The organism is Neptunomonas marina, from assembly GCF_004005935.1.
Classification (GTDB): domain Bacteria; phylum Pseudomonadota; class Gammaproteobacteria; order Pseudomonadales; family Balneatricaceae; genus Neptunomonas; species Neptunomonas marina.
In genome coordinates this window covers 757817-770776 of sequence record NZ_SACQ01000001.1, presented here as the reverse complement: position 1 = coordinate 770776, position 12960 = coordinate 757817, and the positions used below count along the sequence as shown (strand labels likewise).

Annotated in this window: 13 protein-coding genes; 9 read left to right on the top strand and 4 right to left on the bottom strand. The window is 50.2% G+C overall.

Translation table 11 applies throughout. The annotated features are described in order from the left end of the window. The first annotated feature begins 202 nt into the window (after window positions 1–202). Window positions 203–541 (top strand): DUF3461 family protein, encoded by a 339-nt coding sequence (locus tag EOE65_RS03665; RefSeq protein WP_127692934.1) that lies wholly within the window; start codon window positions 203–205, stop codon window positions 539–541. Window positions 542–631: 90 nt separating this feature from the next. On the opposite strand, the gene EOE65_RS03660 is transcribed toward EOE65_RS03665, so the two are convergent. Next, window positions 632–1996, bottom strand: coding sequence for an NAD-dependent succinate-semialdehyde dehydrogenase (locus EOE65_RS03660; RefSeq protein ID WP_127692933.1), 1365 nt, complete (start codon window positions 1994–1996; stop codon window positions 632–634). A gap of 281 nt (window positions 1997–2277) precedes the next feature. Here EOE65_RS03660 and EOE65_RS03655 point away from each other — a divergent pair, with 281 nt between their 5' ends. The 6 genes from EOE65_RS03655 (at window position 2278) to EOE65_RS03630 (ending at window position 9834) form a co-directional block, all read left to right on the top strand. Further along, the gene (locus EOE65_RS03655) at window positions 2278–3030 is read left to right on the top strand and encodes a sulfite exporter TauE/SafE family protein (RefSeq protein ID WP_206052595.1); all 753 of its coding nucleotides are present in this window, start codon (window positions 2278–2280) and stop codon (window positions 3028–3030) included. A gap of 89 nt (window positions 3031–3119) precedes the next feature. After that, window positions 3120–4112, top strand: a complete 993-nt coding sequence (locus tag EOE65_RS03650; RefSeq protein WP_127692932.1) for an AAA family ATPase — start codon at window positions 3120–3122, stop codon at window positions 4110–4112. Beyond that, complete coding sequence (locus tag EOE65_RS03645; RefSeq protein ID WP_127692931.1) at window positions 4054–5838, top strand: cobaltochelatase CobT-related protein; 1785 nt, start codon at window positions 4054–4056, stop codon at window positions 5836–5838. The genes EOE65_RS03650 and EOE65_RS03645 overlap by 59 nt, the downstream gene beginning before the upstream one ends. A 254-nt stretch (window positions 5839–6092) precedes the next feature. Then, on the top strand, window positions 6093–6488 hold the full coding sequence (locus EOE65_RS03640; protein ID WP_127692930.1) for a DUF3461 family protein: 396 nt from the start codon (window positions 6093–6095) through the stop codon (window positions 6486–6488). 157 nt (window positions 6489–6645) lie between these two features. After that, complete coding sequence (locus EOE65_RS03635) at window positions 6646–8196, top strand: HD domain-containing phosphohydrolase (RefSeq protein WP_127692929.1); 1551 nt, start codon at window positions 6646–6648, stop codon at window positions 8194–8196. 30 nt (window positions 8197–8226) lie between these two features. Beyond that, window positions 8227–9834, top strand: a complete 1608-nt coding sequence (locus EOE65_RS03630) for a sensor histidine kinase (protein WP_127692928.1) — start codon at window positions 8227–8229, stop codon at window positions 9832–9834. 31 nt (window positions 9835–9865) lie between these two features. Here the strand turns inward: EOE65_RS03630 and arfB are convergent, their stop codons facing one another. Further along, on the bottom strand, window positions 9866–10282 hold the full coding sequence (gene arfB, locus EOE65_RS03625; protein WP_127692927.1) for an alternative ribosome rescue aminoacyl-tRNA hydrolase ArfB: 417 nt from the start codon (window positions 10280–10282) through the stop codon (window positions 9866–9868). Between the two features lie 141 nt (window positions 10283–10423). Here arfB and EOE65_RS03620 point away from each other — a divergent pair, with 141 nt between their 5' ends. After that, window positions 10424–10708, top strand: coding sequence for an HlyU family transcriptional regulator (locus tag EOE65_RS03620; RefSeq protein ID WP_127692926.1), 285 nt, complete (start codon window positions 10424–10426; stop codon window positions 10706–10708). A gap of 20 nt (window positions 10709–10728) precedes the next feature. Here EOE65_RS03620 and EOE65_RS03615 read toward each other — a convergent pair whose 3' ends face one another. Then, window positions 10729–10917 (bottom strand): hypothetical protein, encoded by a 189-nt coding sequence (locus tag EOE65_RS03615; RefSeq protein ID WP_127692925.1) that lies wholly within the window; start codon window positions 10915–10917, stop codon window positions 10729–10731. 214 nt (window positions 10918–11131) lie between these two features. Between EOE65_RS03615 and EOE65_RS03610 the strand changes: the two genes are divergently transcribed. Then, window positions 11132–12367, top strand: coding sequence for a TMEM143 family protein (locus tag EOE65_RS03610; protein WP_127692924.1), 1236 nt, complete (start codon window positions 11132–11134; stop codon window positions 12365–12367). A 223-nt stretch (window positions 12368–12590) separates the two neighbouring features. Here EOE65_RS03610 and EOE65_RS03605 read toward each other — a convergent pair whose 3' ends face one another. After that, on the bottom strand, window positions 12591–12812 hold the full coding sequence (locus tag EOE65_RS03605; RefSeq protein WP_127692923.1) for a hypothetical protein: 222 nt from the start codon (window positions 12810–12812) through the stop codon (window positions 12591–12593). Window positions 12813–12960 lie beyond the last annotated feature (148 nt).

Below are 12960 nucleotides of genomic sequence, written 5' to 3'. Positions count from 1 at the left end.
GCTAACCCTCTCTTACTCTATTTTTATCGTTTTTTAAACTATAGAGCCCAGCAGACAACCGCTTTAGATCCAGCCGCAATCACTGCATTAGGCCAGCTGGCCACACACAATAAAAGGAATTGGCCCTATTCACTAAAGTGGTCGTTTTTTACTCTGTGGAGCAGGGCTAAACCAACCTACAACGAAAATAAGTGGAGCCGACATGCCAGATTTTCCAAATCTAGCCGCCATGGGTCTTACCGACTCAACGCGCATCAGCCATTACCGATTGGCTGAGAAAGAGTCTGAAACAACGTTGAAAATTTACCTCAACGACGAAGAAAACCTTCCTCATCAAGAAAGCCACTCCTACACATTTCAGCACAACACCGACGCACACAGCGTGCAATTACCAAAAATCCTTAGTGAGCTAGACACCCTGACACTTGCAGGCTCTTCAGAAGACAAACAGCAGCTATTGATTGATGAACTCGAGAAGCTCGAGCAAGTGATGAGCGCCAAGATTTCAGAACTCAAAGACGATCTCAAACGCATCGCATAACCAGCATAGGACATTGCACACCCTGTGCACTAGTCACTCCCATCCCTTAGCGTTGCAGCTACCGCCCTCATTGCGAGGGCGGTCTTTTTGTTAGGCTACCCAGATAGATTTGCCGTTACAGAATTCACGAATACCATTGGTTCCAAGCTCTCGCCCAAGGCCTGAAGCTTTAACACCCCCAAAAGGCATACGCACATCACTGGCCACCTGCGCATTCACAAACCCGGCCCCCACATCTAACTGGCGCAACATCGCCTCACCCTTCTCAACATCTTGCGTCCAGATGCTGGCACCTAGACCAAAACGCGTCGCATTAGCCTGAGCGATGGCATCCGCCTCATCTCGGGCCGTAACAATCGCCGCCACCGGGCCAAAGATCTCTTCGTTAAATGCAGTCATGCCAAGCTTTACATTGGTAAGAACGGACGGTACATAGAAGAAACCACCTCCTTCAACAATGTCACATCCCGTTAGGTTCACAGCCCCTTCTGCCAGAGATTGCTGAACTTGGCGATGCACGCCGTCGCGCAGGTCAGCACGCGCCATCGGTGCTAGCGTCGTTGTCGCTGCAAGCGGATCGCCTGTTCTGAGTTCATTAACACGCTCGAGCAAGCGCGAGGTGAAATCATCCGCACAGCTTTGCAACACGATAAAACGCTTCGCAGCGATACAGATCTGGCCTGCATTACTGAAGCGGGCACGCAGCGCCACATCAACAGCCGTTTCCATATCAGCATCATCCAAGACGATAAACGGATCGGAACCACCCAGCTCTAAAACACATTTTTTAAGATTCTGGCCAGCTAACGCCCCGATTTTACGCCCAGCCCCCTCGCTACCAGTAAAGGCAACGCCATGTACACGATGATCAGCAATCACTGCGGACGCCTGCTCAACCGAAATGGTCAGCTCAGCAAACAACCCTTCTGGTGCCCCAGCTTCAGTGACCAAACGCTCAATCGCTTTTGCACACTGCGGCACATTTGGCGCATGTTTTAACAGTAGCGCGTTGCCAGACATCAGCACGGATACCAAGCAGCGGAACACTTGCCAGAAAGGGAAGTTCCACGGCATCACAGCAAAAATCACACCCAATGGTTGATACGTGACTAAACTGCGCTGCGCCGGTGTTGCGATTAAATCGTCTTGCAGCATAGATTCCGCATGCTCAGCGTAGTGCCGACACGCCAAAGCACATTTATCCACTTCACCTAGCGCTTCTGGTAGCAGTTTGCCCATCTCTAGTGAGATCAGCTTAGCGAGCGCTTCACGCTCTGCATCCAGCCTATCTGCCAATGCGTTAAGCAGCGCCGAGCGCTCACTAAAAGGTGCGGTACGCCAATGCTCAGCGGCCAAGTCAGCTTGCTGAAGCTTCTGCTCTAGCTGATCATTAGACAACATTGGAAACTCAGCCAAAAGTTCGCCGGTGTATGGGTTACGTGTTTCAAACTGCATGTGAGGCTCCTGATTCGGAAGTCGGTACCTGAGGCCGCGTAGCGAGCATTGCGCTACGCTGGCAAGCATGTCCGATCAATTGTTATTAGAGATAGCAATCATGCCATGTTAGAGAGACTCCATTCACCTGACATAGTCCAAATGAACGCAGCTGATGGTGCCACAATCCTGGACTCACTCTAACGTAGCAACTGGACCTGTAGGCTTTAATATAGATCCTTTAGTATGCGCGCCCGAGCTGATCCGGCAGAGACGCTCTCTACATTGAGATAGATAACACCATGATGGACTACACAACCCTACTCATTTTCTCCGGCATCATTGCTGCAGCAACTTATGTCCAAACGGTGACCGGCTTTGCGTTAGGAATGATTGTGATGGGCGCAGTCACCATGCTGAACCTCGTACCCATCGCATTCACTTCCGTGGTGATCAGCTTAGTGACGCTCGTGAACGGGCTTACCGCGATCAAGGGTGAACGCCAAGCCTTAGATCGTCGCCGTGTAGGTGCTGTGATGATCGGGATTGTGCCGGGCCTTGCGCTCGGTTTATATCTGCTTACCTTCTTAAGCAGCACTCACCAAACACTGCTTCACTTTGCCCTAGGGTTAGCGATTTTTGTGGGTGGTATGTTGATCATGCTGCGTCCTGAACCTTTAGAGCAGCCCTCATCACAGCCGGTTTTTATGGGTGCAGGGCTGGCATCAGGCTTCTTAGCAGGGCTTTTCAGCTTAGCTGGCCCGCCGTTGGTGTATCTTTTCTATCGCCAACCCTTTGAGCTAAAAACCATCCGCATCTGTTTGCTTGGTATTTTTCTCGCTTGCTCTTCAGTACGCACCATCATGGTTGGTTTTCAGGGGCAGCTGACCGCCGATGTGCTGATCTTCTCCGCCTGCTGCATTCCGATGGTGATGCTGTTCACTTGGGGCGGAAAGCGCTTTCCGCCACCGCTTAGCAGTACCAATATGCGCAGACTGGCTTTCGCACTTCTCATCGGTATCGGCGCAAGCCTAATGTTAAGAGCGGCATTCTAAGCTGGCGTTATCCGCTCCCCAGATCTGGCCCAACTCGCTTCTCTAAGACTGCCGTACACTCAGCTAAAAAGTATGGGAGTCACAGATCTATGTCTGATATACGCATTAACGAGCCTGATATTAGTGTTTCTGTTCGAGAGCTGTTCGGTATCGATACCGACCTGCGTGTGCCAGCATTTAGTGAACGTGACGACCACGTGCCAGAGATTGATCCGGGCTACCATTTCAACCCAGAGGTAACACTCGCTATTCTTGCTGGGTTTAGCCAAGACCGCCGCGTTATGGTGCAAGGTCTACATGGCACGGGCAAGTCGACGCATATCGAACAGGTCGCCGCTCGCTTAAACTGGCCGTGCGTGCGCATCAACTTAGATGGACATATCAGCCGCCTTGATCTAGTGGGCAAAGACACCATTGTACTGCGCGATGGCAAGCAGGTGACCGAGTTCCAAGAGGGTATTGTTCCGTGGGCGCTACGCCGCCCAACTGCCCTGATCTTCGATGAGTTCGATGCCGGCCGCCCCGACGTCATGTTTGTCATCCAGCGTATTCTGGAGCGCGATGGCAAGTTTACGCTACTCGATCAAAACCAAGTGATTACGCCGCACCCACAGTTTCGCCTTTTCGCGACGGCCAATACGGTCGGCTTAGGCAACAGTAACGGCTTGTACCATGGCACGCAGATGGTCAACCAAGCACAGATGGACCGTTGGAATATCGTCGCCACACTCAATTATCTACCGGCCGAAGATGAAGCCAAGATCATCAAAGCTCGCGTACCAAGCCTCGATAACCCGCAAGGTGAGAAGCTTATCCGCTCAATGATCGCCGTGGCCGAGCTAACCCGCAACAGCTTCGCCGCGCATGATATTTCCACACTGATGTCCCCTCGAACCCTGATCTCATGGGCCGAGAACTGCGCGATTTTCCATGACACATCGGTGGCATTTCGACTCTCATTTTTAAATAAATGCGATGAAGCGGAGCGAACACTGATCGCCGAGTACTATCAACGTTGCTTTGATGAAGAGCTCACTGAGTCATGGGCGCACCAAGCACCTAAGCTGGCCTTGGCTGAGTAATATGAAAACGGCAGCGCAGCAAAGCCAACTGCAACAGTTTGTCGAAGAGCTCTGTGGGGCCTCCATTCGTGCCGCTACAAGCGCAGCAGGTTTTCGTTTTCGCGGACGCGAGGCGGTAATCGACGAGCGCTCGGCAGGCATTCGCGCCCCGCATCTGTATCCGCAACTCGATAGCGATACCTTTCGCTCTTTTCGTGGTGCCGCCGATGGTATTACGCAGCGTATTAAACACAGCGATAGCGCGCTACACCGCTCATTGATGCCCAGTACCGAGACCGGCAAGCTACTGTTCGAGTTGCTGGAGCAACTGCGCGTGGAGTCTCTTGTTGATCGAGACAAATATCCCGGTTGCGCCGCTAACCTAGACTATCGCTACAAGGCTTGGTGTGCGCAATTTTGCGACTCTGGCTTAACAGAGTCCCATGTTGGCCTACTTGTTTATACCATCGCGCAGGTTGCGTGGTCGCGCCTCAGTGGGCAGCCAGTCAACGAGGCCACTGAGGGCCTTATCGAGCCTCAACGTATGATGCTTGCGCCTCACATTGGGGGCTACCTTGCAGGTATGCGTCGCGCCCGTGAAGACCAACACGCATACGCTCAGAATGCGCTGGGGATTGTTGCGGTCATTAACGAGTTAACCGAAGCGCTGTCGAAAGCAGATAAAACACCGCAAGACGACGGAGATGACACGTTAACGAGCGGCAGCATGACCCTGTTTCCAGAAACCGATGACCAAGGCCTGCTGCCGGGCCTGCGCAGCCATGCTCATAGCGCTTCCTTTGAAATGCTGCAAACGCAGCTCAGTGATTACAAAATCTATTCAAATGCCCGAGACCGCGTAATCGAGGCCACTAAACTGGTCTTGCCCCACCAGCGGGAAAGCCTTCGCGAGCAGCTTGATGAGACCATTCGCGGCCAGCGCGTCAACATTCCGCGTCTGGCTCGCCAACTCCGCGCACTACTCAGCGCCAGTGAACATAACCACTGGGCAGATGCGCAGGAGGAGGGATACCTCGATTCGGCGCAGATCAACCGTATCGTAACCGCACCCAGCTATCGCGCTGTGTTTAAGCAAGAACATGCAAAACCGCACAGTGATTGCGTGGTGAGCTTTCTGATCGATAACTCTGGTTCAATGAAAGAACACATTCAGCCGATTGCCGCCTTTATTGAGGTGTTATGCCGCGCGCTAGCTTTGGCTGATATTAAATCTGAGGTACTCGGTTTCACAACACGTTCTTGGCAAGGCGGCGCGAGCTTCAAAGCGTGGCGGCGCGCAGGAGGCACACCAAACCCGGGCAGACTCGCTGAGCTCGAGCACATTATCTACAAAGATGCAGACACCGATATTCGCCGCGCACGCTCAGCACTCGCAGCGATGTTGAAACCCAGCATCTTTAAAGAGAGCGTGAATGGTGAAGCTTTGCTGTGGGCCACCGAACGCTTGATGGCTAGGCCGGAAAAACGCCGCATCCTGATCGTTCTATCTGATGGTTGCCCGATGGAGACAGCAACCGTACAAAATAATCCGGACGATTTCCTTGATACTCACCTTGCGATGGTCGCAGCGCTCTTGGAAAAGCATCCAAATATTGCGCTGTTTGGTCTCGGTTTTGGTCTCGACTTGAGCCGCTACTACCGCCACAGCCTCGCGTTGGACCTACCGCATCCACTGGAGAACAGTGTATTCAACGAGTTCCTTAGGCTTCTTGCTACACAGCGTTAGGCAGTCGTAACTGGCTCCATCCGAAAAAGAGTTCTGGCGCTAGCTAGAGAAGCCGCTCGCGCCCTATCATGGCCACCAGCGGCGTCGTTACGGGTTGTTACCTATCTTTCCGTCCAACACCGCTACTTTTGAGCCGTAATGACCGCTCAGCTCAAACACTTTACAGCGCCATCAGGTATGGTTTCGCTGGTTTTTTACTATCTGTCTTTTGAGCCTTGCGCGATGCGTCGCGCGCAATATGAGAACCTTCTGACATGTCAAACTTTCCAACGCTGACCAAAATGGGTGTTAAATCACTCGATCAGATCGAACGCTTCGCCCTGCGCCACCAAGGCAACACCGACGTGTTAAAAATCTACTATAAACGTCCCAAAGGCTCGCTGCTCTCACGCAGTAAGAAGTTTACATTTGTCCGTGGTCGTCGTGGCGTACCGCTTGAAGTTCAGAACTCAAAAGCGTTTGAAAACATGCAGCGTATTAGTCCTCAACTGCTGGCTGCACTGGAAGAGCTAAAACAGCTTGAGGCAACACGCCATGAGGCCGATCCAATCGATCCAAAAGAGAAGATCCGCTCCGACATTGATCATTTAGAAAAAGTTATGTCATCTAAAATCAACGAGTTGCGAAGAATTCTTGATTCTATTGATTAAAACGCATTAGCTCTCCGTTTGCATCTTAGCCGCATCGCTAGGATGCAAACACCTACCCCGTCAAAGGCTATATCAGCCACTACGTGCTGCTCAGTTGCGTTTATCCGTTTTGTTTCGACTACACTGAAGATTACGAGCAAAACAACGGAGCGCACCTATGTCAACGCAAGCCTTTCCCTTTGCACCGGAAAGCACGGATGCTGACACACTGCCACCGACGCCTCCTTGGACCGTACTCATCGTTGATGATGAGGAGAGTGTTCACCAGATTACCCGCTTGGCCCTGCGTCATATGGAATGCGCAGGCCGCCCTATCGAGCTGGTGCACGCATACTCAAGTGAAGAGGCAAAAGCCATTTTCCACGCCAAAGGCAGCAACGTAGCCCTTGCCCTGGTCGATATTGTGATGGAGACCGAAGACGCGGGGTTCAAGCTGATCGAATATATACGAGAGCACTTAAACAACTCCATCACCCGCTTGGTGGTGCGTACAGGACAACCAGGCCAGGCGCCCGAGGAACAGGTTATAGCGCACTATGACATCAACGATTACAAAGCCAAAACTGAGCTAACCAATATTAAGCTCAAAACCCTTATGCACTCAGCACTGAGGGCTTATCAAGATATTTTGGCGCTACATAAACAGCGGCTAAGACTAGAAGCGACGATCTCAGCATTACGAGAGGTCAGCAGAACACCGAGCCTCTCTCTGCTACCCCAGACCGCAGCATCGGCGCTCAAAACAGCACTGAATATTGACTGTTCAGAGGTTCAGCTCATTACGCAGATTCCGTTTGGGGGTAGTGAAACCTACCTTCAATTAACGCGAGCCAACGGCCAAAAAACCACGGATACCTATACCGGTCTCACTGCAGTATCTGCTGCCGACCTCCCGAAGTATCTAGCAAACGCCATCACGACGACCCTCGTAAAACAACGGTCAGGCCAAACCGGCCTCGGCTACACAGCGCTTAGCAAAGATCACAGTGGAAATAATTGTTTCCTTTATCTAGCTAGCACACAGGCTCTCGATCAAGATGAGTTACATGCACTGGACCTGTTTTGCAGCGGCGCTCTGGCGACCTATCAAACACTGATGGCCAAAGATGAGCTCAACGCAGTTCAGTCTGAACTGATCTGCATCTTGGGCGAAGCGATCGAGAAGCGCTCTGAAGAGACCGGTGCTCATGTGCGCCGTGTTGCAGAGATTTCGGCTCTCATTGCCGCAAAATACGGTGAATCTGATCAGTTCGTAGAGTCGTTGCGTTTAGCCGCGCCACTGCATGATATTGGTAAGATTGCCATTCCCGATGCGATATTAGAAAAACCCGCGCGTCTCGAGCCACACGAGTGGGAAGTGATGCAACAACACACCACCATTGGGGAGGAGATGCTATCGCACAGCGACAAACCCCTATTTCGATATGCAGCGACCATTGCTGGGTGTCATCACGAGCGCTGGGATGGTCAAGGTTATCCGCGCCAGTTGCGTGGTAAAGAGATCCCTCTCGAGGGCCGGATCACGGCAGTTGCAGACGTGTTTGATGCACTTCTCCATGCACGCAGCTACAAAGCACCTTGGTCGCTAGAGGAGACCTTAGCCTACTTCACCACAGAGCGCGGAAAACACTTTGATCCAGAACTCGTTGATCTTTTGCTGGTAAACGTCGATGCTGTCATGGATATCTGTGACCGGTTTCACGAATAGCTAGCCATTCATAGGGAAAACCAGATCGTGATGAGTTTACCTCGTGTGTTCGCAAGTACTTTGGGGCGGCGATTCGTCTTATTGATCGTGCTGTTTAGCTCATTTTTCACGCTGATCGCCAGCTCCGTCCAGCTATTTATGGACTACAACGAAGATGTAACTCGCGTTAACAGCCAAGTCTCAGATATCGAGAGGTCTTATCTCAACACCATTACGCTGAGTCTATGGTCTCTTGATGAGGACCAGCTCACGGTGCAATTACAGGGGCTCAGCACACTACCCGACATCGAATGGGTCGCGATTACGGCGGATGGGCGCGTAGAATATGAGGCTGGCTCTCGCCCTGCTAGTGAAGACCACCTACACACGCTGCCTTTGATATACGAATCCAACAGAACCGAGCCCATTACGTTAGGGCAACTCCATATTGCTGCTAACATCAACAATATATACAACCGGTTGCTCTACAAAGCCGGAGTTATCTTGTTTAGCAACGCTTTGAAAACTTTCGCCGTCTCTGGGTTTATTCTTATCTTGATCTACGTTCTTGTCACTCGCCCATTAACGAGCATTGCCGATTATCTGAGCCAATTATCGGTGCGCAGTATCGACCAACCACTTCGCCTGAACCATCCTCGACATACACGCAAGAAAGATGAAATTGACTCTGTCGTCGAGAACTTGAACATCATGCGTAACAATCTGAACGTCGCGATTGAGCATCTGCAAGCGACTCAGCAAGAGCTAAGGCAGTTACTAAAGGAGCGCGACCGACTGCTAGAGATGGACAAGATCTATAACGAGCAATTAGAGCTGCTCGTGACACAACGTACGCGCCAAGTTGAGCAGTCACTTGCTGATGTCAAAGCCGCCCAAGAGTCGCTCGTCGAAAAAGAGAAAATGGCAGCACTTGGTGATATGGTCGCGGGCATCGCGCACGAAATAAACACACCGATCGGTGTGTGCCGTACCGCAGCGAGTGTGCAAAGCGATGGCGTTGCCTCCGTCCGCGAAAAAATGGAACAAGGCACACTCACGCAGTCGGATCTAACGCGCTTTTTAGACGATGTAGAGGAAGCAAGCAGCCTATTCGATACGAACATTATTAAAGCCAGCGAGTTGATCTCTAACTTCAAGCTCATATCCACCGATCAAAGCCACGATACGATTCATACTTTTAATCTCAACGAGTACATACACTCATCCATCCAGACGATTTTTCCGCAGATTAAAAAGCAGAATATAACCTTCAACATTGACGTTCCTGACGAGATCGAACTCACCACCTACCCCGGAGCGATTCACCAAGTGCTCACCAATCTGATTTTGAACTCAGCCAACCACGGCTTTAACCAGCAAAGCGGCAAAATAGGCGTGTCGGCAACGCTTGATGAAGGCTGCGTTTTATTGAGATATCAAGATAGCGGACGGGGACTATCAGATGAGGAGAGGTTGCGTATTTTCGAGCCTTTCTACACCACCAAACGGGGTAAAGGAGGCAGTGGGCTGGGTATGTCTATTGTCTATAACATCGTCACCAAACAACTGCAGGGGCGATTAAAACTAGGCGATGGCGATGGCTTTAACTTATCCATGCGCATTCCCAAAACCCTTGATGCTGAACAAGATAGTGGCTGAGATGAGCCAATGAACAACCCATTACCCTTGCTTAGTAATCGCTCACCCGACCACGCAGTTGTTTTGTTTTACCCCGTAAACTTTTGCTATCCATGCGTCTGCGCTGCGAGCCTTTTGTCGGGCGTGTTGCCACCCGTCTTTTCTGTTCCACCAGCGCTGCCGCTATCAATGCACACAGCCGCTCAACCGCCTCAAGCCGATTTTTCTCTTGCGTTCTGAACTGCTGAGCTTTAATGACAACCACGCCCTCACGACTGATACGTCGATCAGATAACGCTAGCAGCTTCTGCTTGACGCTTTCACTGAGAGAGGATGCTTTAATATCAAAACGCAGCTGAATCGCCGTTGCGACTTTGTTGACGTTTTGCCCTCCTGCACCTTGAGAGCGAATCGCGGAGAAGCTTACTTCATCTTCCCCAATACTGACGCGCGGCGTAATCTCTATCATCCGTTTAAGCCTAAATTTAACCTCATAACTCTTGAACCTAGTCTATGCGTAATACCGATCATTTTACACCGCTCAATAAGATGGCAAGCATCAGACCAATAACGCTATACTCGAAACTCAATCAAATATAGAGATGATTTAATGGGACTGTTTGACTCACTTAAAGCTATGTTTAGCGGTGCTAGCACACCACCAGAGCCAACACGCTACACTGAGCAATATGAAGACTACGAAATTATTGCAGAACCTGCCGCAGAGGGCGGACAGTATCGAATAAACGGTCTTATTCGTTTTCAGGAGAAAGAGCATACCTTTATCAGAGCAGATCTACTGCCATCTGAAGAGCTATGTACTCAAGAAACGTTCCGCAAAGCGAAGCTAATGATTGATCAACAGGGCGAACGCCTGTTTCAAGAAAGGGGCTAAACGCCCCTCAGATATACTGATTAGGCCGCACTTTGAAACAGCTGGCGGCTTTGGTCGGCATAAGTCGTCATCACGGCATCCATATACCAATGCGCTGCACTAAACCAATCATCAATATTCTTTGCCTCAAACACCTTTTCAACATAGGTGTCGAGTAGCGCTTCCTGCACGTCGACCCAATCCTCAAAATCACGGATCTTCGAAGCCATGTGTACCTCACTAGAGCACGAGTTAGTCAAAACTATTCAAAGCGGATACTGCTACTTTGGAATCAGGCTGAATTATACTAAGGTATATTGTGCAGCGCAACAAAAAGCGCTGCTTTAACCACGAAAATAGATGCTTTTGTACTCGGTTTTTTCTCTACCCTGTTTTATACTGCGCAGCCTCATGAGTTACGAAAAACACTGAACGTCTGCCAATATGAATAGAAAAACACTCAAACCTCTTCGCTTTATTCCGTTCCGAAAAAGAGACATTATTGAGATGTGCTTAGTATCTAACGGATTAAACCAGCAGGAACGAGAACAGTTTCGTCATGTTGCCACACAGATTCAGCAACTCTTTCATGTGCTTTTTCTAACGCAAAAAGAAGCGATGAAGGATAGCTTTAGCAGCATCAACCCCGACCGAGACACATTCGCCGTCGAACTGCCTGCAACGATGGCAGAAGAGATTACCCCATTTCCAACATTGTTGAGCCAGCTGTTGGAAAAGGCGAACTATGAAGCCCTCAACCAAAGCGTGATCGAGGATGCTCTTTCTCAAGATTCATTGTTCAAAGTACGCTTAGAAGTTGATTTCTCTGACTATGCTGAGGTCGTACTGTATGTACGCGGCGAGCACGAAAAAACGGAGTCGGTACCCAAATTCTGGGGGCTTAAATCTGCCCCGCTGACCTTCACTAATTATGAGCGGGTCGCCCTGTATTTGCGCATCCGCGAAGACCTTCCCACCGAACGTGCAGAGACATTTAACCTGCCACCAGGGGGGATCATTTTGAAGTTGTTTAAAAATGTTCCCAAAGCAGATCTGGAGATGCTGTTTCCAAATACACAGGTTCGAATGCGCTTGATCGACAAGCTAATGATTGGCGTTCCCGCAGCAGTAAGCGGTGGCTTAGTGGTAACAACCAAGCTGGGCGCTAGCCTAGTGCTGATAGGATCACTGCTAGGGTTCTGGCTAGGTTTGCACAGCCAACCTGTTGAGCTCAACCAAGCCGCGTTAGTCGCACTACTCGCTGGGCTAGGAGCGTTAGGGAGTTATCTCTGGAAGCAGTTTAACAACTTCAAGAACCGCAAGCTGAAGTTTGTTCAGAAGCTGACACAGAACCTGTATTTTAAGAACTTAGATAACAACGCTGGCGTATTTCACCGCCTCTTGGACGAAGCAGAAGAGGAAGAGTGCAAAGAAGCGATTTTAGCTTATTACTTTTTGCTCACCGCGCCGGCGCCGATGTCACGTCCGATGCTCGACCACACCATTGAGCAGTGGCTAAGCGAAAAATGGCAAGCTGTAGTCGATTTTGAGATTGATGACGCCTTAAAAAAGCTGACCAAACTGGGGCTCATTAGCACAAATGCAGAGGGCGTCATCACCCCCGTCAGTCTAGAAAACGCAACGGCAAAACTCGCCCAGCGCTGGGCAAATTTTCAGTAGAAACATGCAATAAAAAAGGCGCTAATCTAGCGCCTCAAACGTCGGGATGTAACAGCGATGCCCTTCAATTATAGTCTAAATCTGCAAATGTAAAGCTTATTTAAAACTCTTGTTTGAAAAACTTGACGTATGCGTCATGTCGGTCTAATTTAAAAGAGCATTCTAGGTCAGGGACGACTTCCCTTTTAGATTTTTTTAATGGATATGCCGAAAAGCAGCATAGCTACATCGCATTATCAGACATCGCCCGCTTCTCTTCTTTTTCTTCTGACGCTTTTACTTTCTCTTTAACCCGCTCATCGAGCGTCTTATTTTCAAACATGCACTTCTTTTGCACCGATACTTTACGCAATGCTTCGTACTCGCCCTTCATCTGACTATATTGCGCAGCTTCAGGGCCATCGCCTCCCTCAAGAAAGAACAGCGCAGGCCAGAATAGGACCAAGCGTGCAGCGTCACTGAATTTTCTTTGGAGCGGATTCCAGATTCATTGTGTGGCTTAATTTGATCACAGCGCCTTCCATCCGGTGAAAGTAGCAATTGCCGAGGGTTCGGCAGGAAAGTCAGCAGATATATTCAGGCAGGCACTGTCG